Raw genomic sequence first — 24,967 nt, 5'->3', positions numbered from 1 at the left:
TGCTATTTCTTGGTGATCTCGTTGAAGATCGGCACTGAGTTCCAGCCGAACGTCACGTTGTCAACCGACTCGCTCCAGCCACCAGTGGTGCCCTGGTACCAGAGAGGAATCGATGGGAGATCTTCAAGAAGGATTTCCTGAGCCTCGTGGAACTTCTTCACGGTCTCTTCGTGATCGGTTGCCTCGACGCCTTCCTTGAGAAGCTTGTCAAACTCGGGGTTTGCGTAGAAACCGTGGTTCGAGCTTGAACCGGTTGCGTAGAGCGGGTACAGGTAGTTGTATGCACCCGGGTAGTCGCCCTGCCAGCCCGCACGGAAGGGGCCACCAACGACGTCCTGCTCGCGGTCATCGAGGAACGCGGGGAACGTTGGGTAAAGCTTCGGAGCTGATTCAACACCGAGGTTCTGGTTCCACTGGTTCGCAACTGCCTCGATCCACACCTGGTGTGGGCCGTCTGAGTTGGTTGCAACTTCGATGCTGCCCTCGAAGGGGCTGATCTCGTCTGCCTCGGCCCAGAGCTTCTTGGCCTCGTCAGCGTTGAACTTGAGCTTCTCTGCGCCCTTGAGCTTGTCGGTGTAACCGTCAACAACGGGTGACGTGAAGTCAGTTGCAGGGATGTTCGTGCCGTTGAAGATCACGTCGATGAGCTCGTCACGGTCAATGGCCATTGAGAGAGCCGCACGACGCAGCTTGCCCTCTTCGCCCTTGAAGTGCTCAAGGTTCTCTGAGATGGTCAGCGTGGTGAGCAGTGCGCCACCCTGGAAGACCGCACGGTCACCGAGCGTGTCCTGGAACACGTCGAATGCCGTGTCAGGAATCTGGTCGAGCACGTCAAGGTTCCCTGCCTCAAGATCGGTGTACGCGGCATCGAGTGATGCGTAGACCTTCATGTGCAGACCGTCGTTTGCAACCTCACGGGGGCCAACGTAGGTATCGTTCTTGACGAGGTTGAGCTCGACATCGTGCTTCCAAGCGTTATCGCCATCGAGCTTGTAGAGACCGTTGCCGATGGGGTTCTGCCCAAATGCATCCATGTCTTCGAAGGCGACATCAGGCAGCGGGTAGTACGCCGAGTAGCCGAGACGGTCTGCGAAGTCAGGCGTTGCGTCGATGGTGAAGGTGTGGTCGTCAACGACGACGAGGCCTTCCATCGCTTCCTTGTCGTCTGCCTCGCTGAAGCCAGCAATGTCGGCAAAGAAGGTCTGGTTACCGAGAACGTTTGCAGGGTTTGCCGCGTAGTTCCAGGCATCAACGAAGTTCTTCGCGAGAACAGGAGTGCCGTCAGAGAACACCGCGTCGTCGCGAAGCTTCACTTCCCACAGTCCATCATCGTTGAGCTCGATTGACTCGGCTACACCCATCTGGGTCTGGCCGTCGGCATCGTAGTACACGAGGCCTTCCCACAGAGCGTCAACAACCTTGCCGCCACCAACCTCGGTGGTATCAGCAGGAATCAAACCTTTTTGTGGCTCGGTGATGTTCACCGAGATAATGCCGCCGCCCGTAGCGGTGCCTTCGCCTTTGTCACCTTCGTTGCTCGATGAGCAACTGGTGAGAACGAGTGCACCCGCGGCAGCCATGGCGATTACACCAAAGCCGATACGTGATCGTTTCACTATCTTTCTCCTTATGTAAACGTCGCACGCCGAAAGGGAGCCATAACGACCCGATGCTTGGCGTATGAACATTCAAATCATATCTGTTCGCGCTGTGCTTCTTCCTGTACCCGCAATAACGCAGTCATAACGATTGCACACAATAAAAGGGCGTTCAGTGTTGTTGAAACTCCACTGAACGCCCTGAAAAACGTCTCAAATACTGATATTTGAGCGGTTTTGGCCCGCTTTACGAGAGCGGCTTAGCCGTCTCTTCCATGTGTCTCACGAGCCCGAGCAACTCGGTATAGAGCGCCTCGTTTTCGGTGCACATCTGCTGGGGCGAGTACGCCTTGAAAGATCCATCTTCCATACGTTCAAGACCCCACTGCCCGCGCTGCGCCGAGCACGACTCGGGCAGCGAGTCGATCAGCGACGAATACTGCAGCACGAGATACCGGTTGCCATCTTCAAGCTTGTACCGCCACTCCATACCGAACTTGTTCGGCACCTCGGTGCTCATATGCCAACCCTCGTGCTCGACATCGAGCGAGAACGTCGTGCCAACCGAAACGTCAGCGGTGTCAATCGCATCGTCAGGACGGTTCGGGTCTACCTCAGGCTCTTCTGGCTCTTCAGGCTTTGGGTCAGGCTTTGGCTGCGGATCGGGCTTCACTGGCTCAGGCTTGACCGGTTCGGTCACCTCTGGCTTGTCGGTGTTGTCATCGCCACCCTGAGCACCCGCGAGGTTCATAACGATCAGAGAAACAAGAATCGCAATAATAGCGACCGCGCCGGTCACAATCCACGGGATGAGGTGAGGGCTACGTTCGCGCTCTTCCACCTCTTCAAAGTTGAAGATATTTTCATCGTTCACGTGGCTTAGCCTACCTGCGAAACTGCGAGTTTCCTTGCAATATGCCGCATTCTCGCTCCAAAACTTCACTGTCAGACCCGTGTGACATGATCTTTTCGTGCCCATAGACTTCACTGCCATCGACTTTGAAACCGCCAACTCTTCGAGTGCTTCTGCTTGCCAGGTAGGCCTCGTTCGCGTGCGCGATGGCGTGGTCGTCGAACGCGAAGACTGGCTCATCAGACCGCCAGAGCAGCATGCAACATTCGAGCCCTTCAACGTGCACCTGCACGGCGTCAGCGAGGAGATGACGCGTGGCGCCGAACGCTGGGAAGAGCAGCTCCCCCGCCTACTCAACTTCGTGGGCAGCGATGTTGTGGTGGCACATAACGCAGGCTTTGACATGGGCGTCATTCGCGCCTCTTGCTCGGTCACCGTGCAACCGACGCCCAAATTCAAGTATCTGTGTAGCGTGCAGGTCTCGCGCAAAACGTACGAGATTCCCTCTCATTCACTTCCATTCGCCGCGGCAGAGGCAGGCTTTACCGAGTTTCAGCACCACAACGCACTCGCCGATGCCGAAGCGTGTGCCGCCATCATCGTCGACGCTGCAGCGCGGGCCGAGGCGCCAGACGTGACCACCCTCGCAAAGACGCTCGGGCTCAAGGTCGCGACGTTGAAGGCGATCCCACTGAAACTGTAGAGGGGGTGGCGAAAGGGGCGATCCGCCGCTCATCTCACGCGATTCTGACGCCCCGCCACAGCCGCGTCGCCTAGAATGGCGTACGTGGCTCTAACTATCGGTATCGTCGGCCTTCCTAACGTCGGCAAATCAACTCTGTTCAACGCGCTGACCCGCAACCAGGTTCTCGCGGCTAACTACCCGTTCGCAACGATCGAACCCAACGTCGGTGTCGTGAACCTGCCAGACGAGCGGCTCAACAAGCTCGCCGAGATCTTCGGCTCAGAGCGCATTCTGCCCGCCCCCGTCAGCTTCGTCGACATCGCCGGCATCGTGCGCGGTGCGAGCGAGGGCGAGGGCCTCGGCAACCAGTTTCTCGCGAACATTCGTGAAGCCGACGCGATCGCGCAGGTGGTGCGCGGCTTCAGCGACCCCGATGTGATTCACGTCGATGGCTCGGTGAACCCAGCGAGCGACATGGAGACGATCAACACCGAGCTCATTCTCGCCGATCTGCAGACCCTCGAGAAGGCTCTCGTACGCTACGAGAAAGAGCTCAAATCGAAGAAGATCGACCCCGCCGTCGTCGACACTGCCAAGGCAGCAGTCACCGCGCTCAACGAGGGCAAACTGCTCTCGCTCGCCGGCATCGACCTCGAACCCATTCGCGAGCTCGGGCTGCTCACCGGCAAGCCCTTCCTCTACGTCTTCAACGTTGACGAAGACATTCTGCAAAACCAGGGTCGCCTCGACGAGCTGGCCGCACTGGTTGCCCCCGCTAAGGCAATCTTTCTCGATGCGAAGCTCGAGAGCGAGCTCATCGAGCTCGACCCCGACGAGGCACGCGAACTACTCGAGAGCGTCGGCCAGGCCGAGAGCGGCCTCGACCAACTCGCCCGCGTCGGCTTCTCGACGCTCGGCCTGCAGACCTACCTGACTGCTGGCCCCAAAGAGGCCCGCGCCTGGACCATTCCGGTCGGCGCCACTGCCCCGCAGGCCGCCGGCGTCATTCACGGCGACTTTGAAAAGGGCTTCATCAAGGGCGAGATCATCTCGTTCGAAGACCTCCTTGAGACCGGCTCGGTCGCCGAGGCTCGCGCCAAGGGCAAGGCCCGCATGGAGGGCAAGGAATACGTCATGCAGGATGGCGACGTTTGCGAGTGGCGGTTTAACGTCTAGGCCGAAATAGGGGGAGGGGCTGCGTATGCGCTTAAGCGCATACCGCTGCAGATCAACCTTTGGAGGTAAGTGTGAGTAGTGATCGGTGGACTGATACTCGTGTCGAGCGCGCGGCTGTGCTTGCAGTCGAACGTTCGGTAATTGAACATACGGAGCTGATTACCGCGACTCCAGCTACTGACTTTGGTATCGACCTTCTCGCCTTTCACACGGCCCCCTTCGGCGCTGTGCCAATTCAAGTCAAGGGTGCTTCGTCGGGACTCACCGTGTGGCGAAAGTACACAAGTACGCCCCTGATTATCGCCTACGTGCTTGACCCACTAGGTGACGTTCCGACAACCTGCATCATGACGGGTGATGATGCCTGGCAATTGCCCTTCGAGTACGCCGAGCGAGGTGGCGGAGCCAAGGGACATGATTGTGAGAACGACTCCTACCGTTGGCCGTCAGTGACCAAACTCCTGCACGAGCTCCTCATCGAGCGGCAAGCCACTAAAGCGCGCTGGAATGCCTTATTCGAGGAAGTCAGGGCGCGTTGACAATGCAGTTTAAGTGCGTCATCAGTGCTTGGTGACTTAGGGGCGTGCTTTCTGGAAGAAGCAGTCGATGTTGCCTGACCTGTCGAGCTTAAGCGTGAAGGAGCTCCTCCAGCTAGAAGCAGGGGTTGTGAGTGAGTTACGCAGTCGTAGTCTCGTACGAACGAACAATAAGCCTTTAGGCGATATCGCTGAGCAAATTGTGCTAGCTGCTCGTGGGGGATTCCTTGAGCCAAACTCGACTCGGTCACACGATATTACTGATTCAGAGGGGCGACGAATTCAAGTGAAGGCGATGGGCGGTAGATCGGCTGGCCGGTCTGGGCAATTCAGCCCTTTTCGGAGTTTCGATTTTGACACCGCAGTCTTCTTAATATTTGAAGCAAGCACCTTCAACTTGCTGCTGGCACGGGAGGTTGCGGCGAGCGATGTCAAAGCCGTGGCACCATACAGCGCCCACACGAATGGGCGAGCACCGACATTGAGACGGATCGAGAATCTGGGAACCGACGTGTCACCTGAGATGAGAAGCGCCTACGAGTCGCTTGACGGCAACGTCTGGTGATAGCACTTAACGTCTAGGCGCGCCCTCACCCAGCTCATTGAGTTGCGAGAGCTCTGCCCTGCCCTGCCCAGTGCGTCGATGTAGGACGATGGCGTCGTGTGGTTCGCCGAGTATTTTGGCGCTAAGGCCGCTCGTCACACGTGCATTCGGCCGCATCTCGGGCACATCAATACGGCAGCAGAGCGCACCGACGCCAATACGCATCCCGCAGTAGCGCACCCCAAACCGCTTGCTGCGTCACAGCCGACCGCACTTCATAAGCGCGCCGCTTGATGATCTGTGTTTCATCGTGAATGAGCACAAGACAGCGCGTTCCCTCATGACGTTGACATCGCAACGCAGGCCGGTTTGCTTCGCCACCAGCTCATCACGGGCTGCTGTACCCCTACTGCCGTGAACTTTCGCTTCGTCTCAGGCAGTGAGGTGTCAGCGAACGCACACCCTCTATGCCATTTCTCCTGCCCGCTCCAGGCTGCCCTCAAAGTCCAAAACTATATCTTTCGTCTGGGCTAGCCCAATGATTCCTTCATGAGGGTTCGCCTCTTTGCATGCATATATTTAAAAAGTATCCGAAATGATATATGAATTCCTATATTCCCCTTGTTTTCTGGGATCAAGCATGAATATATTGTTAACAGGTTCACATTAACAAGTGAATGACCTTGACTTCTGAGCTCAATGAGGAGACTGATGCACGAGTTGAAGCACATGCTGCCCACGCAATTTCTACGGATGCGTGAGCTCATGATGGTCCGCTTTCGAGCCGTTTTTGCGACGGTCAATATGACTGATGCTCAGTGGCGCACCCTCCGAGCGGTGCATGAAGCAGGCACAATCGATTTCGCCGTGCTCTCTGAGCGAGCGCTTGTAGCGAAGCCAAGCTTGTCACGGGTACTCAGCAGCCTCGAAGCGAGAGGTTTCGTAGCCCGTTCGGGCGTCGCATCTGATCTGCGCCAAGTCAAAGTTTCATTGACTGAAGAGGGCAACGCGTTCGTCATCTCAATGTGGCCGCTCATCGACGCCGTATACGAAAGCCTCGAACACGATCTCGGGCCGGTTCGCTTGGCGGAAGTTTCTGAGGCTGTAGCGCACTGCATCACTCTTCTCGAAGACGCAGACACCGCTCACACGACTACGCGGTAGACGACGACACCCACAAACCAGAATTTTCATTCCCACCCAACACCTAAGAAACAGAGGAAAACATGACGAAGAAACATCGTTCCTGGGCACTGCGTTCAGGCGTATTAGTCACAGGACTCGCACTTGCACTCTCAGGTTGCGCAAGCGATGACAAAGGCAGCGGATCGGACGAGGGTGGCAAAGAAGCTACTGGATCAATCGTTCTTGGCTACCCTGGAGGACTCGGCCCGGGCGACGCGCCTTCGGCCCTCGCCCTCGAGACGCTCAAAGAAGAGGGCTGGGAAACGGAGTTCATCGAGTTTGATTCGCCAGACGTTCAGACCCAGGCCTTGCTGCGCGGAGACGTGAACTTCGCAGCAATGGGGCCCGCAACCGTGATGTCAGCAAATATCGCTGGTGCAGACATCAAAATGATCACAAACGACGTTCGCAATGACCTTCAAATCATTGTTGCCCCAGATATTGAAGAGTGCTCTGACCTTGATGGCAAGCCCGTCGCTTACCACTCAGAAGGGTCAACGAGCACTGCACATCTTAAACGGTGGCTGGAAGACACATGCCCCGATGCGAAGCCTGAGTTCCTTGTCATCTCGGGCTCGGCAAACCGAGCAACAGCCTTGCTCGAGGGCCAGATTGCCGGAACGGTTGTGCGCCTCGAAGACTGGATCCCTGCAATCAAGGGCAACGAAGGCAAGGCAAAGGTACTCACCTCGCTCTCAGAAGATCAGAGTGAACTACTCGCCCACACAATCACTGCTTCAGCTAAGACCATCGACAACGACTCTGCAATGGTCGAAACGTATCTCGATGCACTCCAAAAAGAATTCACTGCTCTGCACGAAGACCCAGCGGCATACGCCGAGCGAGCTGCAGAACTGCTCGGCATGGAAGTTGACGACCTCGTTGACGTCTATACACAGCTCGTGGAGCAGGGCATGCTGACCGAGACCGTGGGCATTGACCTTGCAGAGGTCGACGCAACCCTGAAGTTTTACCAGGACAACGGCAGCGTTCCCGAGGGAGAACTGACCGCGACCGACGTCGCAGACGATCAGTTCAACCGCTAACCCTTGCCTGTGGTGGTTGCTGCGAATTGGCAGCAACCACCACAACTACACCCAGAAAGGTGCAGTCTCATGACGACAGCTCTCGCAGCGGGAAAGAGCACCCAACGGCAGATTAAAATTCTGCGTTTAGGCACACCAGTTTCACCCCTCAAGACCGTTCTACTGCGCGTCGCAGCAATCGCCGCGTTCGCGCTCTTCTGGGAGTTCGGCGCTCGAGCAGCCGATTCCCTCCTCATCCCCACCTTCACCAAGACGATGAAGGGGCTCTACGAAATCGCTTTTGTCTCGGGCGAACTCTGGCCCGCGCTTCTCACAAGCAATATCGCCCTCTTCTGGGGTTACCTGATTGCGGTAGCAATTGGCGTGCCAGTCGGTCTTGCGATGGCACGTTGGAAAGTTGTTGACCAGGCGCTCTCTCCAATCACCGCAGCAAGTCTCGCGTTGCCGATCTCTCCGCTGATCCCCATCATTCTTATCGCGTTCGGTCTCGGACTCGTGCCGAAGCTTCTCGTGATCGTGCTCTTCTCCTGGGTCTACATCGTGACGAATGTGCGCGCTGGTGTGCGCACCGTTCCCAAAACCCTTGGAGAGATGGCAAAAAGCTTTGGTGCCAGCGAAGCTCAGGTCTGGCGCCGCATCCTTATTCCCGGCGCGTTGCCCGCAATTTTTTCGGGGCTTCGAATCGGCCTGAGCCGAGCCTTTGCCGGCATGGTAATCGTTGAGCTCATTATGTTGCCCGTTGGTATTGGGGCTTCAATGCTCGATTATCGCGGCACATTCCAATCAGATTTGCTTTACGCGACAACCATCGCGGTGGTACTCGAGGCTGTGCTTCTGGCAACGCTGATGCAGTCAGCCGAACGACGTCTTATGAAATGGAAATAACACATGATTACTGTGACTGATCTTTCTCACCGGTACGTAACCGAGGGCCGCGGCGAGACGCTTGCGCTCTCTGATGTAAACCTCGAGATTCAAGACAATGAGTTCATTACCCTTCTCGGCCCGTCAGGCTGTGGCAAAACAACGCTCATGCGTGCCATCGGCGGCCTCGAAAACCCGACCGGTGGTGAGGTTATTGTGAACGGCAAACGCGTCGCCGGGCCTAACCTCGACTGCTCTGTCGTCTTTCAGAACTTCGCGCTACTGCCATGGGCATCGATTCTCGATAACGTGGCTTTCGGCCTGGAAATGCGTGGCATGAAAAAGTCTGAAGCTCGTGAACGGGCTCAGGAGTTCGTTGAAAAAGTAGGGCTCAAAGGTTTTGAAGACAAGTATCCCAAGGAGCTCTCGGGCGGCATGCAGCAACGTGTTGGCCTGGCCAGAGCTCTCGCCGTCGAAACACCGATCATTCTGATGGATGAGCCTTTCGGTGCGCTCGACCAACAAACCCGCCGCTATATGCAAGAGGAGCTTCTTTCAATCTGGGAGAAAGACAAGAAAACCGTTGTCTTCGTGACCCACGATATGGAAGAAGCCGTTCTCTTGGCTGACCGAGTCGTGCTTATGTCGGCCCGCCCCGGTCGCGTTGAAGAGGTCATTGACGTCAATATTCCGAGGCCGCGCAATCAAGAAGGTATCGAGCGAACCAAAGAATTCATCGAGCTCAAAGAGTACCTCTGGAGCCGCCTGCGTGACATGTATCAACTGGGGGTAAAGTGACTTCGACACTCGATACCCGCGCGGTCTCGTTAAAGGATGCTCCGCCAGCCCCGCAGAAGCCGCTCCCTCAGCGACTCCTTCGTTCCTTCATCGTCAATTGGGGATCACTCATCGTGCTCGGCGTCATCTGGGAGATCCTGGGGCACACGCTCAAGCTTCAATGGCTGCCACCGCTGAGCGCTGTTGTGAAAGAACTGTGGCGGTTATTTGCCACCAATGAGCTACCGCAACACCTGCTTTCGAGCTTCACGATGCTTGGAATAGGCCTTGGGCTAGCAATCATCGTCGGTCTCGTTGTAGGCACGCTCATGGGTGTATTTTCAACGGTCTACACCGCGCTCGATGTGTACGTGAATGCGCTGTTCGTGACACCGTCGCTCATCTTTGCGCCAATCTTATTCGCCGTATTCGGGCTCTCAGACATCACGCGCATTTCGGTGGTCTTTCTCTACGGTGTTTTCGTGATCATCATCAATACAGCAACTGCGATTCGTAACGTTGAACGACCGCTACTCGATATGGCCGCATCATACGGTGCTTCACGATGGCAGACTGTCATGAGAGTGGTGATTCCGTCGGCTTTCCCGATGATTCTCGCCGGCCTCCGTCTTTCAGTTGGCCGCTCTGTCAAGGGCATGATCAACGGTGAAATGTTCATCGCGCTCGTCGGTATCGGCGGCCTTGTCTCGAGCTTCAGTAAGCAATATAACTTCAGCGCGGTGTGGGCAATCTCACTCTTCATCATGCTTATTGCGATTCTGCTGAACCAAATCATTGGTCAGATCGAAAAACGCTTTACAAGTTGGGTTGGGTAGCACTCGCTCTTCTCACGAAAGTGCAAGTGCTGACGGCCGTGCGGTCACTCTCACACAGCACGTGGTCAAAAAGTGTCGATATTCCTCAAATCTTCGATACTTTTTGACCACACGGCGCTATCGCAGCGTTGGGTATGAGGCCTGCAGCAGCCTCCATCGAGCCCCAAACGCAACACACCCGGAGCACGTTCTTCGGTAGAGTGCCCACAGAGAGGCTTTCTATACGGCGAGAGGGACGAACACAGATGACGTCGCAGCGAAGCAAGCAGGCGTACCAAACGAAGCGCACGCGCCGGCTGCTATGCACTCCAGCGGCAGCGCTCATCGGCGCACTCGCCCTCGCAGGATGCAGCACCGCCGAAGAAGCGCCGGAACCGACCATCCAAAAACCAGAGACAGTGAAGCCCGCCGAAACCCAGGACGCAACAGGCACCGCAGATGAAGACACAGAGTCGAGGTTTGTACTGCCCGGGCTCTGCGAAGATCTGAACCCCAAGGCCGCTGAAGATTCGCAGAAGGCCATTGCTGATCTCGACATGGTCGTTAAGGTAGAGCCGGTTGGCCTCACGGTGTTCAACCAGTTCTCTGGCCCTCGGGCTGAAGAGGCGTTTCAGTCAGCCATCGAGGTCACTGGCTGCCAATACCCGCTCTATCTCCACGGGCAAAGCGTCTGGCAATGGGCTGCCGAAATCCCCGAGGCTCAAAGCGCTGACTTCATAGCGGCGCTTGAGGCTGACTATGACGAGACCGAAATCGATGGCACTCGGGTGTTTGCTCACACGATGACGCACACCTCAAATGAGGGTGGCCCGTTCGAGAGCCAGATCGTTCACACCGCATACGTTCCCTTCGGCGACGGTCTCTGGCTCGCGAGTATGTATATGGGCAATGAGCCGCTCGATTACGTTGCCGAGGCAATCGCTTCGATGAAGCAATGGAACGATATCGACTAGCGCAAACGCCGCGAAGGGGCGCCGCCTCCGGCTAACATCGCTGCTTCGCCCCCGCACCGAGATTCGCCCTCCCCGCACCGAGTTTTGCTTTCCCCGCACCGAGATCAGCCCAAAATGAGCAAACGCAGCTCGTCCGTTCTCACCGAAATCGATTCGACTCACGAACGTTGGTTTCGCTCACGACATTGCCAAGCGTAATCGCTGGTTTCTCTACGAGATGCCACGATGCTAGCCCGAGCGCGATCGAGGTGGGTAGCACAATCGCGATGCTCTGCCACAGGGGCACGACGCCCGCACAAAGAATGAGGGTTTGTTGCACGGGAAAGCCCCACAGGTACATGCCATATGAGGGGTCGCCGATTCGGTGCAACGTATGACTCAATCGGCTCTTCCGTGAGCCGACCACCACGACAACATACGGTAAGACGATGAACACAACGATGAGGCCGGCCGTTCCGTCGAGCAACACCAGCAGGGCCGCGCCAAGCAGCCCTGGCCACAACGGGTAGCGTCCGGGTCTCGGTACGTCGGCGAACAACGAGCCCAGCACAAAGAAGGTGACTGCGATTGCAGTGGTGCGAAGCGGCCCCGAAAGGTACGGCCCAACAACGATGATCACAAGCACGACCGCCAAGAGCGCCCGAATAATACTGCTCGCCCGAGCCCCGAGAAGGCCGAGCACAGCGAGCATGAGGTAACACGAGAACTCAGGCCCAAGGCTCCAGAGCGAACCATTGACGGGAGAGATCGGGTTGGTAATGAATACGCCGGGCAAGTCGTACTCTGCGAGCAGCACGAGATTCATGAGGTAACGCCAGAACGGCCCTGTGCCCCAATAGTCGCTCGCGGGAAACGTCGTAACCACGGGCCCAAGCACCAGGAGGGTCAAGATGACGACGACGAAGAGCCCTGGAAAGATCCGCAACGTCCTGCGAATAATGAAGGCCCCAAAGCGCTGGCTCCGGCGCCAACTGCGCGCTAGCAAGTACCCGCTGATGACAAAGAACGTGTACACGCCGAAGTGGTGAATCTTGATCCCGGCGATCGCTGGCGCCCCTCCTACGCCAGAGAGCGGCCAGGTATGGCCGATAATCACGAGCGAAGCGGCGAGCACCCTCAGCGCATCGAAAAGGTTGGTTCCGCGGAGCACTCCCGTCGAACCTCGACGAATGTCTGCTTTGCCACCTATCATCCCCATATACTGCACTTGTTGGATGAATGGCGCACCAAAACACGCCGCGATGGGCAAGCGTGCGGATCAACGCAGCCCCCTACCCCGCACGCGCTTCTCCCGGCACCTTCTCGTGGCGCGTGGCCAGGCCAAATTTTACAGTTCGCGGCATGTTACGGCCTGTGGCGGCTTAGGCCCACGTGTCGAGAGGTCAAAAAGTGTCGAAAATCACGAGAAATTCGACACTTTTTGACCTCTCGATGGGGCCGCGATGAGGCGCGAGGGGGCAGAGGCGCGGGGCCGCGGGAGCGGAGGCGCGGGAGCGGAGGCGCGGGAGCGCCCGGCGCCGCGCCCCTAAATCGCGAGGGCGAGATCGTCGAGCTCGGTCACCGTGCCACCCGAGGCGAGCGCCTCTTCGTACGCGGCGAGACGACGCTCGTCGATCTGCGTGTTCGTGGTGTTCTGCTTCCAGTATCCGAAGACGGCAACGTCGTCTTTCGTGAGGCCGACGGTCTTGCGGAAGAACGAGCGAATCTGCTTCATCTCGTCACGCTCGCCGGCGCCCCAGACGACGACGTTCGAGGGGTCCTCGAGCGTTTCGAGCTGAGCGGTGAAGCCGTTCCCAGGGGCGATGCGCGTGAGTGTCAGGCCGGGAACGACGGGAAGCTCAGCGAAGGCGACCTCGTCATTGGTTGCGATCCACCCGCGTCCGGGAAGCTCACCCTCGACCTGGTCGAGAATCGCGTAGACCGCGGGAATCGAGGTGGCATCGGCAAACAGCACCGTCGAGCGGCCGTTTGACTCGGGGAACGTGAAGTGCGGGCGCGGGCCACCGAACGAGACGGTGTCGCCGATCGCGAGGCTTGCGAGCCAGCGCATCATGGGGCTGTCGGCTCCGTGGCGCACGACGTCGACGTCAACCGTCTTGTCGGCCTCGTTGAACGAGCGCACGGTGTACACGCGCGACTCAGAGCCGAAACGCTCATCGAGGTAAAAGCGCATCGCAACGTTGGGGCGCTGCCACAGCGCATCGTCGGCAAAGCCGGGAACGTGCAGAACAATACGGGCGAGCTCTGGCGTCACGTCGTGTATCTCACGCACGGTTGCGGTGTCGAGCTGCAGGCCACGGTTGTGGTCGTCAGACTGAATCGCGCTGGTCTTGTGCAGTGGTGTTGACTCGGTCATACGAGCTCCTCTTCTGCCATGGGCGCCTGGCCCTCGGCGGTCGATGTGGTGGTTCGGTCGGCAGCCGCACGCAGATCGCGCGGCACAATCAGGGGCCGTCCCGTTTCGGGGTCGGCGATGACGAGCGCTTCGAGGTCGAAGACGTCACGCAGAAGCTCTGGTGTGATGAGCTCGTCGGGGGTTCCGTGGGCCACGACTGCCCCGTCGCGCATCGCGACAATATGGGTTGCGTAACGCGCGGCAAGGTTCAGGTCGTGCAGCACGGCGACGAGGGTGCGACCGCTCTCGTGCAGGCGCGAGCAGAGGTCAAGCACGTCAATCTGGTGAGCGATATCGAGGTAGGTGGTCGGCTCATCGAGCAGCAAGACTGGCGTGTCTTGGGCGAGGGCCATCGCGATCCACACCCGCTGCCGCTGCCCGCCGCTCAGCTCTTCGACGAGGCGATCGGCGTGCTCAAGCATGCTCACCTCGGCGAGGGCGCCCGTGACGGCGGCTTCGTCGCTCGGGCTCCACTGTTTGAAGATGCTCTGGTGTGGGTTACGACCCCGCGCGACCAGGTCGGCGACCGTGATGGCCGAGGGGGTGACGGGCGACTGCGTGAGCGTCGCGATCGTGCGCGCGATCTCTTTGGGCCGCATGCCCGCGAGGTCGAGCCCCTCGAGGGTCACCTGCCCCGATACCGGGCGGATCATGCGCGACAGCGCACGCAAGAGCGTCGATTTGCCGCAGCCGTTCGGTCCGATGATCACAGTGAACCCGTTCGGCTCGATGTCGAGGCTCAGGTCGGTTGCGATCGTGGCAGAGGGGTATGCGAGCGTGAGCGCCTCGGCCGTAAGCCGAGAGCCTTGCGCGGGGTTCGCGGGGTTCGTCATGGTTTTATCGGTCTCCTAGATGCGCCGCGCGAGCAGCCAGAGCAGGTATGCGCCGCCGAGCACGCTCGTAATGAGGCCCACGGGGGTGCGCATACCGAGGTCGAGGTTTTGGGTGAGCAAGTCGGCGGCGACAAGCAAGAATGCGCCAACGAGCGCCGAGAGCCCCACGAGTACGCCCGGCACCTGCACAAGGCGTCTGGCGATCTGCCCAGAAGCAAACGCGATGAAAGCGATGGGGCCGGCCGCCGCGGTCGCAACGGCGGCCGCCATGACGGCGAGCAGCAGCGCAATGAACCGGGTGCGTTCAACCCGCACGCCAATCGCGGCGGCGCTGTCGTCGCCCATCTCGATGAGTGCAAGGTCGCGGCCGAGCCAGCCGAGCAGTGGAGCGAGCACGACGAGGGCGATAATTGTCGCGGTGGCGTGCTGCCACCCACGCCCGGTGAGCGAGCCTGCTGACCAGAGCTGCGCGAGCATCGCATCGGTCACGTTGGCCCGCGCAATGAGCAGCGACGAGAGAGCGCTGACGACCGCGCCAACACCGATGCCAACGAGCACGAGCCGCAGCCCTCCCGTGACACCATCACGGCGTGCAAGAAAATACACAATGAGCGCGGTAACGAGCCCACCGATCACCGCTGCGATTGCTGTTGCGAGCATTCCGCCCCGCAGCACCACGATTTGAAAGACCGCACCGGTTGCTGCGCCCGCAGTAAATCCGATGATGTCGGGCGAACCGAGCGGGTTTTTGGAAAGCGACTGAAAGACCGCACCACTTATGCCGAGCAGGGCTCCCACGCACAGCGCGGTGAAGGCCCTCGGGATGCGCCTGCCGAGCACCGAGCGACTGAGCGACGGCCTGGCCTCCCCCGTGAACACCGAAACGAGTTCGGGCACGCTGAGCGGCTTGGTGCCGAGCATGATGGTCGCGACGATGAGCGCGAGCAGAATCGCACCGACGATCGCCGAGACGGCGAGCACGCGGGGGCGCACGCGAAGGGTGAGGCCACGGCGGCCGAGCACCGATCCGCTCACAATGCTTGGCTGGCGCACCGCGGTCATAGTGCCGACACCTTGCGTGAGCGCACGAGGGCGACGAAGAGTGGGCCACCGAAGAGCGCGGCGGCGATGCCGGTTTGCAATTCAGAGGGGGCCGTGATGAAGCGGCCGAGCGTGTCGGCGGTGACGAGTAGAGTCGCCCCAATGATCGTTGCAGCGGGAAGGAGGCGATGATGCTCATTGCCTGAGGCGAAGCGGGCGATGTGGGCAGCGCCGAGCCCGATGAAGCCGATAGGGCCGGCGGCAGCGGTTGCCGCGCCTGCGAGCAGCACGACGGCGAGCGCCGCGGCAATTCGGGTTGAAAGAATGCGCGTGCCGAGCGACGCTGCGACGTCGTCGCCGAGCGCGATCGCGTTGAGCGGGCCCGCGAGTAAGAGCGCGAAGGCAATGCCCACGAGCACGAAGGGTACAACGGTGGCAATCACGTCGAACCCTCTGCTCTGCAGTGAGCCAATTGACCAGAATCGAAAGGTATTGAAGGCGGCCTCGTTACTCAAGACCACCATTTGGGTGAGCGCGCCCAAAACGATGCTCACGGCGGTGCCGGCGAGCGCAATGCGAACCGGACTCGCAGCGTTACCCCGAGCCGTGCCCAACAAGTAGACGACCACCGCCGCGACCGCGGCACCGAGAAAGGCGAACCAGATATAGCCGCGAGGCGTCGTGATGCCGAACAGGCTCATCGCGATCACGACGAACAGCGAGGCCCCCGCGTTAATGCCCAGGATGCCGGGGTCGGCGAGAGGGTTGCGCGTAACCGATTGCATGAGTGCGCCCGCGAGCCCGAGCGCGGCACCAACGATGATGCCGAGCACGATGCGTGGCAAACGGGACTGTACGATCACGAGGTGATCGTTGTTTGAGGGGTCATACGAGAAGATCGCCTCGATGACCACCGGAGGGGCAATCGGGTTTGACCCGAAGCCCAAGCCAGCGACCGCGGCGACGAAGAGCAGCAGCAGGGTCACGACCATGACTGCTGCGGTGCGACGCGCGGGGGCCCGGCGCGGGCCGGGCTTTGCACCCGTACCCGAACCCACACCGGGCCCTGCCCCGCGACCGCTGCCGGCCACGCTCTTCGACACGACGGTCACTGGCTACCGACTACTTCGAGAAAGTATCGACGACGAGCTCTACCGTCAGCTTCGCGCTGTAGTAGTCGAGCCTGAATGCCTGGGTTCCAAGTGAGAACACACGGTCTTCAGCCACAGCGGGCTGGTTTGCGAGCAGCGGATCAGCACTGAAGTCACCGACCGCGTCGCCACCGCCCATCGCCACGACAAAGATGCTCTTGGCATTTGCGAGGCCGTTGGCCATGTTCTCGCTCGTGAGCACGTCGATCTCGCCACCCTTTTGGCCGTCGGCCTTGAGATCCTGGTCAACCTGCTCGTACGTGAAGCCGAGCGACTGAATGAGCTGAGCCTGCGGGCTCGTGGGGGTGTAGGCCCACGCACCTTCGGCGCCCATGTACACGAGGCCGGTCACGGGCTGCTCTGGAAGATCAATCTTCTTCGCCTCACCGGCGACCCACTCGTCGTACTCTGCGAGCACATCGGTCGCCTTCTGCTCGAGGCCGGTGATCTTGCCGAGCTCGGTGGTGAGGTCTTGCCACGTGTCGTTGCCGTAATCGAGCAGTACGGTTGGGGCGATCTCTGAGAGCTGGTCGTAGGCCTCAAGCGTTGCGTCGCCGCCATTTGACGAACCGATAATGAGGTCGGGCTCGAACTGATCGATCGCGTCGATATCGAGGGTTAGGTTGCCGTAGGCCACCTCAACGCCGCGCTCATCGGCAACGTCAGCCCACTGTGTGAAGAAGCCTTTGTCGTCGGTAAGCGGGGTGGGCGCAGCCGCACCCGTTGCAACGAGCGGAGCCTCAAGCGCGAGCAGGCTGCCCGTGATCGAGGGCGAGGTCGAGACGATGCGCAGCGGCTTCTCGTCAATCGTGGTCTCGCCAGCCTCGTGGGTAATCTCGCGTGGCCATTCGCCCTCGGTCTCGGCCGCGGGCGCGGTGTCTTCGGCTGCTTCGGGTGCAGCAGTGCCACAGCCCACGAGCAGCAACGCGGCGGCCGCCGCAGCGAACATTGCCGGCAGTGTTTTTGCCATACGAGATGACCCTTTCTCAAGATACGATTCTTCAGTCGCGGCACAGGGGCACGCGCTACCATCAAAGTTAGCTAAGCCTTACCTAGATCAGTTGATTGAAAGTGACAACGTGTTACCAGCCTCAACCCACGCACCCGTCTTGCTCGACGAGCCCGCGCTCTATGCCGTGCTCGTGGGCGAGGCAACCGTTCGCGTGGGGCAGGCTACCCATACTGTCGCCGAGCGAAACGGCCTGTACGTGGCGGCGGGCGAGACCGTGCACGTTGACCCAAGGCCCGGCAGCGTCGTCATTCCTGTTCCAGCGGTCGGCGTTCGCGCCGCATCACACAGCAGCGTCACGATTCGCGACGAAGAGTGGCCAGGCCTCTTGCATGCCTTCACTGCGTCGCTTGGCCATCTCGATGGCCCCGGGGCCCCCGTCGAGGTACACGGGGGCGCGGCTGAAGGCCTCGCCGCCCCTACCCCGCCCCGCTCACCAGAGCTTCGGGCGCTCGCCGATGCGCTCATCGCCCACCCCTCGTCAGACATCGCCACGTGGCTCGCAGAAACTGCTCCCGGGTGGAGCAGGCGCACCGCGCAACGCCGCTTCGTCGCCGAGACCGGGCTCACCATCAGCGCATGGCTGCGTCGCGCCCGCGTGCACCGCGCGGCGCAGCACCTCGCCGAGGCCAGAGACCTTGAGTGGATCGCCCACCTCGTCGGCTACCAGAGCGTCGCAGGCTTCATTCGTGCCTTTGCCGACGAAGCAGGCATGACCCCTGGGCAGTGGAGAAGCGCAAGAATGAACAGCAACGCTGCCAGCGCAAGGCTTGTCTTTCGCGATGCCTCTACCGAGCATGGGCAGCGCACCTGGACACGCGTGAACGGAGCCCACGTTGCCGTTTGGGCTGCCATGGGTGAGGCAACGCTCTGGGTACGAGGCAAGGCACTCACGCTTTCTGAGGGAGAGGCCGCGATCATTCCAGCGGGAATGCCCAATGCGCTCGAGATCCCTGAGGGGTCGCTCCTTATCCCCGTTGGGTTTCGATCTGGAGTAACGGGCGGCCTCGGGGTCACAACGCACGCGGCAACGCTCGGCCCACTCGGTTCACTCATCTCTGGCGAAACCGGCATCGAAACGGTCGCTTCGATGCTCGCCGCGTACACGAGTATTGGTGCGGTCGATGTGCACCCCGATCGGGGGTTCGCTGCGGTGCTCGCCGGGTCAGCTTTGCAGGACGATGACAGCGACGACGCTCTCCTTGCGAGCTTCGCGAGTTTCTGCTCCAAAGCGCCCGACGTCGAGACTGCTATTGCGGCCCGGCACCTCGGGTGCGGCGAGCGCACACTCCACCGCATCGTGGCAGACAAGACCGGTGAGACCCTCGCCGCCTGGCGCAGGCTCTCACGCATGACCGGTGCGCGAAACCGTCTTGGCGAGGGGGCACGCCCGTCAGAGATCTCACGCGACCTCGGGTACGCACACTTGCCTGCATTCAGCCGCGCATTTCGAGAGGTTCACGGGGCAAGCCCAGCGAGCCTCAATGTGCCAAACTTACTCTTCTCGAGAGGGGCCTGGGGCCGTTGGGCCCCGACCCCACGAGTGAGCGCCCGTAACGCATCTGACACCATCAGTTCGTAGCACGGCAGCAGGCACAGCCCCGCTGCTACTGCTCGGTGAGTGTCACCTGGCCGCTCCCATCGCCCTCAAACACAAGCGAATACTTTCGGTAGTCAGTCTCGAGGCTGCCGCCAATCTCAACGGCGCCGCTCTTTTCAAGCGATGGTCCCGTTTCGCCATCGACCTCGATAAACCCACGGTTGAGGTACATACTGAGCGACGCGAGGTCATCAATCCCAGCGTCACTCGCGGCCTTCTGCGCTCCGGGAAGCAGAGCCTCCCAGGCAATGTCTCGCACCGAGAACTGCTCCCCCGCGGTTTCGGGCTGAATCGAGGCGGGGCCTTCGTGCGAGACGACGCCACCACGGTAGATCCACACATCGGTGTCTTGCGAGCCCGCGACGACCGGGGCCGTGTAGTGCACGTAATCATGAGTGATCACAACCGAGACGGCATTGTCGTGGCCAGTCTCGCCAGTGAGCGCTTCGATCGCACGCTCAAGCGTTGCTGGCTGCATCACATCGGCTGCCCTCTCGCCGTGCTGCCAAGCTTCAATCGTGTTCATGACGCCCTCACGGTACGGCAACACGACAAGCGCGGCCGCAGCAACCAACGCGAGAACGTACAGCCCGATGCGCCATGTGCGACCTTTCGCACCTGTGCCCAGAAGCGGTTTCGTGCGTTTGCCTTCTGGGTTCAGCTGGCCCCGGCCGGGAACACGCACCGGCCCTGCCGCAGAGGCTTCGGGCACTTCAAGCTGTCCTAGCTCGTCACGCAATGCGCCATCGTCGAGCAGTGCCACGTCTGGCTCCCCCTCAGCAAGCACCGCAACCTCATGCACGCTGCCCGGCTGATACCGCGGCACGTCGGTGACCCGAACGACCCTGCGTGTTTCGGTGCGGTAGGCGGCCGCATCGCGTGGCTGAACCGTGAGTGTGAGCACGCACACGGGTTGATCGTTTATTTGCGTACCGGTCTGCTGCAGGCTGTCGATGCGCGCACGGCCGACTCGGCCCGCCTGTCTCGCCGCGAGAACGGTCTTGGGCGAGGGCATCGCCACAGCCGTTGCCGACTTCGCAACGAGCAGCAGCGTGCCGCACAGCACGGTCAGACAGAGGCCCAGAGGAATCGCCCACGTTGCGCCTCCCGGCGGGCCTACGACCTGAACGACGAGGCCGCCGAGGCCCAGACCAATGCCGATGAAGGTGAGTATACGAAGCACGCGCAACAGTTTAAAGGTCATTTTGCGCCAAAAACAAAAACGCTGCCGGCTCTCTGCAGAGAGAACCGGCAGCGTTTTACCGAGAATGGGCCTTGCTTATGCGGCTGACTTTCGTCGCATAAGCAACGCTATGCCCGTCAAAACGACGCCACCTGCGCTGGCAAGCAGCCACGCTGGCACGACACCACCGGTATTTGGTAGCTCAGGGCCAGGGGTTACCGGCGGCTCTGGTTGTACCGGCGGGTCAGGAATGACCGGCGGATCGGGATTAACCGGAGGCTCAGGATCAACCGGAGGCTCCGGGTCAACCGGCTTTTCGCCAACTGTTACCGAGTACCCAGCATCGATACGGTTGCCGTGCTTATCGGTCGCCCTTACCGCAAGATCAAAGACCCCCTGCTCGGTGGGCACACCAGACAGCACTCCATCTGGGCCGAATTCAAGACCCGGCACCTCGCCCGAGAGCAGGGTGTAACGGTTCGTTTCGTCGCCGATCGCCTCGTCGTTGATGAAGCCCTCAGTCGCGATGAAAGAAAACGAGTAATCGGTTTCGAGGTGGCCTGCGACAGGATCGTCGTTCACGAAGGTAGCCCGCTCAACAGGGTACGCAATGACCGCTGAGAAGGGAGGGCCATTGGCAACAATCGGCTTCGAAACGCCTACCCGAACCTCTGTAGCCCCTTCATCGCCTTCATTACCGTTAAGACCGCGCCAGATTGCGCCCTCGCCGTCTTCCGTTGGCTCTGCAAGCTCAGAGACCGCTTGTCGCTGGCCGTATGCCATCGAGAAGCTGTCGGCCACATCAATCTTGGTGTATTCGTCGGCACCCTCGGGCACCAGCACCGGTGGCCCGGTGACCGTTTGCGCCTGGAAGCCAACCGTTCGAAGCTTTGGCATCGTCTCAATGTATGAGAGGTCGCTCACGTGGTTGCGGTTGATGTTGAGCAGTTCGAGTTCTCGCTTGCCGTCAAGCGGCTCGATGCTTTCGATCTGAGCGCTGGCGGCCCCCACAGAGGTGAGCCGAGCCATGCCCCTCAGCGGCTCAAGATCAGACACTTCGGTGTTTTGAAAGTTGATGTCGGTGAGGGTCGTAACCCCGGTCAACGGGTCAAGGTCGGTCACCTTGGTGTATGCGACCTGCAACCACTCGAGTGCGGTATTGCCTCGCAGCCCTTCAAGCGAATCAACCGCGGTACGGTTCAACTCAAGCCAGTTAATTTGAGGAATCGTCGAGAGCGACGAGATATCGCTGAGCCCCGGGTTGTTGCTCGCCTTAATCTGGGTAAGCGCAGGCAGGTCGCGCAGCGGCTCGAACGTCTCAATTTGGTTGTTCTGGACATGCATAATCTGCATGCTCTCGGCATGTTCAAGCCCGGTGAGGTCTGTAATGCCTCGACCCTCGCCATCAAGCCAGTAGAGGCGTCGCACATCACCAACGCTGAGCGTTGCTTCATTGGAGTTCGTGAGACGGCTCACAATGCTCTTGAGCACCGGGTCGGGCATGTATACGAGTTCATCATCGTTCGCGCGGCTCATAGGTTCAGGCTTATAGTCATGCTCTGAAGCGTTGCCTTCTGGAATTGCCACGTCGTCAAGATCGATGTTCGTGTACGTCGGCTTCTCTGCACCATGCGCTTCGACCGTTGGCAGCACGAGAGAGAGGCCTGCGCCCAGCACCATCGCCCCAAAGCACGAGAGCAGCGCTTGCCACCTACGCTTATCAGCCATTAACGAAACTTGCTTCACGTAGTTTCTCCCCTCCAACGTCAAAGCTAGAATTCAAACACCCACAGGAGTAGATGCCTGTCTATGCCTAAACCATCCCATACCAGGCGAGCAGAATTCGAGTATTGGGACGCGTATCTTGTTGGGAAACACGCGTAATTCGTGTCGCTCGTCTCGTACGCACACTTGCCAGGCCTGCGCTCCGGCCATCACCCCGTGAATGAGCAGCTAAAGATCCCTGGCCCAACAATAACGGCGACTGCACAGGCAGTCCGAGGAGGGGCTCTGCACAGTCGCCAGCGGTACGGCGAATACGACGCTTTACCCTGTGGCGTGGGGGGGGGGCTATGCCGCAGGGGCACCGCAATCGTTCCCGTTCCCGCTCACCTAATTTGACATAACAGCGCGTAGCCCCTGGCACAATGCGCGCTCTGCACGTCAGGTTTGCGCCAGACGACATCAATTCGCCACCATAACCCACGTCACGATTCGTTAAAGACTCTCTGTAAGTAAAATGCGCACCGAATCGCATCGCACCTAGAGAATGTAGGTGAGTCGCTCGATTCCTGAAACAAGCTCTCATACGCGGCCGGCACGCAAACCCCCGCAACAAGCGCGGGTGCCTACCCAGCAGAGATCTCACACGACCTTAGTCGTGCGCACCTTCTGAATTCAACTGAGTCCGTCACGAGACACATGGGTCAAGCCCGGCAAGACGCGATGCGCCGAACCTGCTCTTCCCATGAGTAGCAGCGAACCGCGAGGTGCTACCGCAAAGAGTGGCACTGAGACCCTTCTGCCAATATCAGTTCATGAGGGGCTGGACTACCACATCGCGTCCTGAGAACTTCGGCGTTGGCAGTGCTACCATATAAAGGTGTTCGGTGGCTCCGCGGGACTTCTGGGGGGGGGATATCACGCGCAGCCACCGGCGGTAAAAACGGCCAAGCGCATCTGCGATTCGGGGGACTGTGGGTCACAGAAACAGGCCGTTTCTTGCTCTCCGCATACATAATCTCGCATACTTTCGAACAGTTGCGTAATCTCACTTCGCCAGGCGGCTTCTTTTTTGCGCTTGATGACATGCGTGTTTTTGATCGCAGTGCTTCCGTGAAAACTGGACCAAAAAGAGACCTCTTTCAACACCCGTCGAGCGCTTAGACTTTGTCTTTTCTCGGCTCAGCCTGCGAAAACCACCAACTTAGTTCGACGCAGCATGAAGTGCCACAGCCGAGGCCGACCCGCACGTCAGCCACCGAGGACTTATGATGAAACCATGGTCAACTTTGGTGAACTTTTTACAGCTGCAAGTATCGCAAGTTTCTCAGCAGTTGGTCTCGCTTTTTATCTCCTGCTCGCGATCGCGATCTGGCGTGTCTTCTCGAAGGCCGGCTACTCAGGCATTCTCGCTTTTATTCCCATCGTCAATCTCGTTATTCTCGTAAAGATCGCCGGTTACTCGGGCTGGTTTGTCCTGCTATACCTCATTCCCGTGGTAAACCTCATCCTCGCAGCGTTCGTTGCGGTACGTGTGGGGGAAAACTTCGGTAAGGGCCCAGTGTTTTCCATTTTCCTACTCTGGCTCTTTCCAGTCATCGGCTTTTTTATCATTGGCCTTGGCAACTCGACCTATAGAGAACCGGTCACGCGCTACTAAGCTAAAGGGCTTGCTCATCACCAACAGCTTCAGAAGCCAGGTAGATTAGAAGAGTGACTCCACCGACCTCATCACATGTGCACTCCACTCTGGTTGCCGAGAACCCGAGCAGAACGAAGCAACGCATTGTGTTTCTTCACGGACTGTTTGGCAGAGGCAAAAATTTCACGCGCATCGCAAATGCTCTGCTTCCTGAAGCCGAAAGCCTACTGATTGACCTCCCCAACCATGGTCAATCAGCTTGGACTGAAGACCTGAGTTACAACGAGCTCGCCGACTTGGTTGCCCAACACATTCGCGAGACTTGCGACGAGCAGCTCCCTATCGACCTCGTTGGTCATTCCATGGGCGGCAAAGTGGCAATGACGCTAGCCTTGCGACACCCAGACCTTGTGCGCAGACTCGTGGTCATCGATATTTCGCCGACGAATACAGTCTCTAACCGTGGTCAATTCGATCACCTACTCGGCTCACTCGCAACCATTGATCTTGCTGTTCTTGAGAAACGCACCGATGCTGCTGCCCAGCTCAAACCACTCATTCCTGATGACGGCGTGCGTGGGTTCCTCCTCCAAAACTTGCGTCGCAATGATGAGGGATTCGTTTGGGAGCCGAACTTGCACCTGCTCCACGCAAAGCTGCCAACCATCATGTCTTTTCCAGATGTTAACGGAGCAACGTACACCGGCCCTGTTCTCTGGGTAGCAGGCTCGGATTCCCCTTATATTAGTGACGCTGACGAGCCAACCATGCGCTCACTCTTTCCGAAGACTATACGCCTGACGGTGCACGGAGCAGGCCATTGGGTGCACGCTGAAAAACCCGATGAGGTCATTTCAGCGCTCCGCAGTTTCTTCATAGACGAGTAGCTACACCATTCATTCACACAACCGCGGGACCACGCGACCACGCGACCACGGGACCGAACATCGCCGATAAGTCTTCAAAGCGCGATGTAATGCAGCGTTTCACAGCTTCGCGGCCCGCCCTCCGCGCTTAGACTGACATCCGCTCGATACCAGATACCAAATAGTGCTGTGCCCGTGCATTGGTCGTCTTAGATCATGGGAAGCTGCAGAACACGCAAGCAACCTCAGGTTGACGTTAAGCTCGCATAAGCATTCTCGTGCTCCTTCGCTGGGCCCGAGCTTACCCCCGAGGTTTTCCAGCAAGACAAGATGCGGCTGCGCAATGAAGCTGTCATACAAATATTACGCAGCCGCAGGCGGAAAAGGAAAGACAGGGGTAACGCCTGGGGGGGGGTGAAAAATAACGCTTCCCCTGCCCGGTCCTTTCTTTCCGCTTTCATAACCTCTCAGA

Annotated in this window: 22 protein-coding genes; 12 read left to right on the top strand and 10 right to left on the bottom strand. The window is 59.3% G+C overall.

Features of this window, described 5'->3' with window-relative positions; all coding sequences use genetic code 11:
* Positions 1 to 2: 2 nt before the first annotated feature.
* Together KTJ78_RS07105 and KTJ78_RS07100 are read right to left on the bottom strand one after the other, a co-directional pair.
* A complete protein-coding gene (locus tag KTJ78_RS07105) occupies positions 3 to 1,616 on the bottom strand; it encodes a peptide ABC transporter substrate-binding protein (protein ID WP_217133943.1) in 1,614 nt (537 codons plus the stop codon).
* Between the two features lie 229 nt (positions 1,617 to 1,845).
* Positions 1,846 to 2,472 carry a hypothetical protein gene (locus KTJ78_RS07100; RefSeq protein WP_217133941.1) on the bottom strand — a complete coding sequence of 209 codons (627 nt, stop codon included), beginning with the start codon at positions 2,470 to 2,472 and terminating at the stop codon, positions 1,846 to 1,848.
* A gap of 97 nt (positions 2,473 to 2,569) precedes the next feature.
* On the opposite strand from KTJ78_RS07100, the gene KTJ78_RS07095 reads away from it, so the two are divergent.
* From KTJ78_RS07095 to KTJ78_RS07055, 9 genes are all read left to right on the top strand, one after another.
* Positions 2,570 to 3,154, top strand: coding sequence for a 3'-5' exonuclease (locus KTJ78_RS07095; protein ID WP_217133939.1), 585 nt, complete (start codon positions 2,570 to 2,572; stop codon positions 3,152 to 3,154).
* Between the two features lie 84 nt (positions 3,155 to 3,238).
* Entirely contained in the window at positions 3,239 to 4,312 is a 1,074-nt protein-coding gene (gene ychF / locus KTJ78_RS07090; protein WP_217133936.1) for a redox-regulated ATPase YchF, read from the top strand.
* A 71-nt stretch (positions 4,313 to 4,383) separates the two neighbouring features.
* Positions 4,384 to 4,851, top strand: coding sequence for a hypothetical protein (locus KTJ78_RS07085; RefSeq protein ID WP_217133933.1), 468 nt, complete (start codon positions 4,384 to 4,386; stop codon positions 4,849 to 4,851).
* 1,252 nt (positions 4,852 to 6,103) lie between these two features.
* On the top strand, positions 6,104 to 6,556 hold the full coding sequence (locus tag KTJ78_RS07080; RefSeq protein WP_217133932.1) for a MarR family transcriptional regulator: 453 nt from the start codon (positions 6,104 to 6,106) through the stop codon (positions 6,554 to 6,556).
* 62 nt (positions 6,557 to 6,618) lie between these two features.
* Positions 6,619 to 7,623 carry an ABC transporter substrate-binding protein gene (locus tag KTJ78_RS07075; RefSeq protein WP_217133931.1) on the top strand — a complete coding sequence of 335 codons (1,005 nt, stop codon included), beginning with the start codon at positions 6,619 to 6,621 and terminating at the stop codon, positions 7,621 to 7,623.
* Positions 7,624 to 7,692: 69 nt separating this feature from the next.
* A complete protein-coding gene (locus KTJ78_RS07070) occupies positions 7,693 to 8,508 on the top strand; it encodes an ABC transporter permease (RefSeq protein ID WP_217133929.1) in 816 nt (271 codons plus the stop codon).
* Positions 8,509 to 8,511: 3 nt separating this feature from the next.
* A complete protein-coding gene (locus KTJ78_RS07065; RefSeq protein WP_217133928.1) occupies positions 8,512 to 9,285 on the top strand; it encodes an ABC transporter ATP-binding protein in 774 nt (257 codons plus the stop codon).
* On the top strand, positions 9,282 to 10,100 hold the full coding sequence (locus tag KTJ78_RS13565) for an ABC transporter permease (RefSeq protein ID WP_217133927.1): 819 nt from the start codon (positions 9,282 to 9,284) through the stop codon (positions 10,098 to 10,100). The genes KTJ78_RS07065 and KTJ78_RS13565 overlap by 4 nt, the downstream gene beginning before the upstream one ends.
* Positions 10,101 to 10,345: 245 nt before the next feature.
* Entirely contained in the window at positions 10,346 to 11,053 is a 708-nt protein-coding gene (locus KTJ78_RS07055) for a hypothetical protein (RefSeq protein WP_217133925.1), read from the top strand.
* Between the two features lie 139 nt (positions 11,054 to 11,192).
* On the opposite strand, the gene KTJ78_RS07050 is transcribed toward KTJ78_RS07055, so the two are convergent.
* The 6 genes from KTJ78_RS07050 to fepB form a co-directional block, all read right to left on the bottom strand.
* Positions 11,193 to 12,245, bottom strand: a complete 1,053-nt coding sequence (locus KTJ78_RS07050; RefSeq protein ID WP_217133922.1) for an acyltransferase family protein — start codon at positions 12,243 to 12,245, stop codon at positions 11,193 to 11,195.
* Between the two features lie 333 nt (positions 12,246 to 12,578).
* Positions 12,579 to 13,409 (bottom strand): siderophore-interacting protein, encoded by an 831-nt coding sequence (locus KTJ78_RS07045; RefSeq protein ID WP_217133921.1) that lies wholly within the window; start codon positions 13,407 to 13,409, stop codon positions 12,579 to 12,581.
* Positions 13,406 to 14,281 carry an ABC transporter ATP-binding protein gene (locus KTJ78_RS07040; RefSeq protein WP_217133920.1) on the bottom strand — a complete coding sequence of 292 codons (876 nt, stop codon included), beginning with the start codon at positions 14,279 to 14,281 and terminating at the stop codon, positions 13,406 to 13,408. Before KTJ78_RS07040 ends, KTJ78_RS07045 begins: the two co-directional genes overlap by 4 nt.
* Positions 14,282 to 14,296: 15 nt before the next feature.
* Positions 14,297 to 15,343, bottom strand: coding sequence for a FecCD family ABC transporter permease (locus tag KTJ78_RS07035; RefSeq protein ID WP_217133919.1), 1,047 nt, complete (start codon positions 15,341 to 15,343; stop codon positions 14,297 to 14,299).
* A complete protein-coding gene (locus KTJ78_RS07030; RefSeq protein WP_369808020.1) occupies positions 15,340 to 16,434 on the bottom strand; it encodes a FecCD family ABC transporter permease in 1,095 nt (364 codons plus the stop codon). The genes KTJ78_RS07035 and KTJ78_RS07030 overlap by 4 nt, the downstream gene beginning before the upstream one ends.
* Positions 16,435 to 16,444: 10 nt before the next feature.
* Positions 16,445 to 17,443 (bottom strand): Fe2+-enterobactin ABC transporter substrate-binding protein, encoded by a 999-nt coding sequence (gene fepB, locus KTJ78_RS07025; protein WP_217133918.1) that lies wholly within the window; start codon positions 17,441 to 17,443, stop codon positions 16,445 to 16,447.
* 109 nt (positions 17,444 to 17,552) lie between these two features.
* Here fepB and KTJ78_RS07020 point away from each other — a divergent pair, with 109 nt between their 5' ends.
* Positions 17,553 to 19,064, top strand: a complete 1,512-nt coding sequence (locus tag KTJ78_RS07020; protein ID WP_217133916.1) for an AraC family transcriptional regulator — start codon at positions 17,553 to 17,555, stop codon at positions 19,062 to 19,064.
* Between the two features lie 25 nt (positions 19,065 to 19,089).
* On the opposite strand, the gene KTJ78_RS07015 is transcribed toward KTJ78_RS07020, so the two are convergent.
* Together KTJ78_RS07015 and KTJ78_RS07010 are read right to left on the bottom strand one after the other, a co-directional pair.
* Positions 19,090 to 20,265, bottom strand: a complete 1,176-nt coding sequence (locus KTJ78_RS07015; RefSeq protein ID WP_217133914.1) for a hypothetical protein — start codon at positions 20,263 to 20,265, stop codon at positions 19,090 to 19,092.
* A gap of 96 nt (positions 20,266 to 20,361) precedes the next feature.
* Positions 20,362 to 21,993, bottom strand: coding sequence for a putative Ig domain-containing protein (locus KTJ78_RS07010; protein WP_217133913.1), 1,632 nt, complete (start codon positions 21,991 to 21,993; stop codon positions 20,362 to 20,364).
* Between the two features lie 1,273 nt (positions 21,994 to 23,266).
* On the opposite strand from KTJ78_RS07010, the gene KTJ78_RS07005 reads away from it, so the two are divergent.
* Both KTJ78_RS07005 and KTJ78_RS07000 read left to right on the top strand, forming a co-directional pair.
* Positions 23,267 to 23,647 (top strand): DUF5684 domain-containing protein, encoded by a 381-nt coding sequence (locus KTJ78_RS07005; protein WP_217133911.1) that lies wholly within the window; start codon positions 23,267 to 23,269, stop codon positions 23,645 to 23,647.
* A 53-nt stretch (positions 23,648 to 23,700) separates the two neighbouring features.
* Positions 23,701 to 24,516 (top strand): alpha/beta fold hydrolase, encoded by an 816-nt coding sequence (locus KTJ78_RS07000; RefSeq protein ID WP_369808019.1) that lies wholly within the window; start codon positions 23,701 to 23,703, stop codon positions 24,514 to 24,516.
* The last annotated feature ends 451 nt before the right edge of the window (positions 24,517 to 24,967 follow it).

This window comes from Leucobacter chinensis, assembly GCF_019049105.1.
GTDB lineage: Bacteria > Actinomycetota > Actinomycetes > Actinomycetales > Microbacteriaceae > Leucobacter_A > Leucobacter_A chinensis.
Note: the sequence above shows the minus strand (reverse complement) of the source record. Positions and strands in the feature narration are given on the sequence as shown.

What these genes read in the sequence shown, in the direction of transcription:
- KTJ78_RS07080 (WP_217133932.1), top strand. Translation starts at nt 6,104, where the DNA reads ATGCACGAGTTGAAGCACATGCTGCCCACGCAATTTCTACGGATGCGT.
- KTJ78_RS07075 (WP_217133931.1), top strand. Translation starts at nt 6,619, where the DNA reads ATGACGAAGAAACATCGTTCCTGGGCACTGCGTTCAGGCGTATTAGTC.
- KTJ78_RS07070 (WP_217133929.1), top strand. Translation starts at nt 7,693, where the DNA reads ATGACGACAGCTCTCGCAGCGGGAAAGAGCACCCAACGGCAGATTAAA.
- KTJ78_RS07065 (WP_217133928.1), top strand. Translation starts at nt 8,512, where the DNA reads ATGATTACTGTGACTGATCTTTCTCACCGGTACGTAACCGAGGGCCGC.
- KTJ78_RS07055 (WP_217133925.1), top strand. Translation starts at nt 10,346, where the DNA reads ATGACGTCGCAGCGAAGCAAGCAGGCGTACCAAACGAAGCGCACGCGC.
- KTJ78_RS07050 (WP_217133922.1), bottom strand. Translation starts at nt 12,245, where the DNA reads ATGATAGGTGGCAAAGCAGACATTCGTCGAGGTTCGACGGGAGTGCTC.
- KTJ78_RS07045 (WP_217133921.1), bottom strand. Translation starts at nt 13,409, where the DNA reads ATGACCGAGTCAACACCACTGCACAAGACCAGCGCGATTCAGTCTGAC.
- KTJ78_RS07040 (WP_217133920.1), bottom strand. Translation starts at nt 14,281, where the DNA reads ATGACGAACCCCGCGAACCCCGCGCAAGGCTCTCGGCTTACGGCCGAG.
- KTJ78_RS07035 (WP_217133919.1), bottom strand. Translation starts at nt 15,343, where the DNA reads ATGACCGCGGTGCGCCAGCCAAGCATTGTGAGCGGATCGGTGCTCGGC.
- fepB (WP_217133918.1), bottom strand. Translation starts at nt 17,443, where the DNA reads ATGGCAAAAACACTGCCGGCAATGTTCGCTGCGGCGGCCGCCGCGTTG.
- KTJ78_RS07010 (WP_217133913.1), bottom strand. Translation starts at nt 21,993, where the DNA reads ATGGCTGATAAGCGTAGGTGGCAAGCGCTGCTCTCGTGCTTTGGGGCG.
- KTJ78_RS07005 (WP_217133911.1), top strand. Translation starts at nt 23,267, where the DNA reads ATGGTCAACTTTGGTGAACTTTTTACAGCTGCAAGTATCGCAAGTTTC.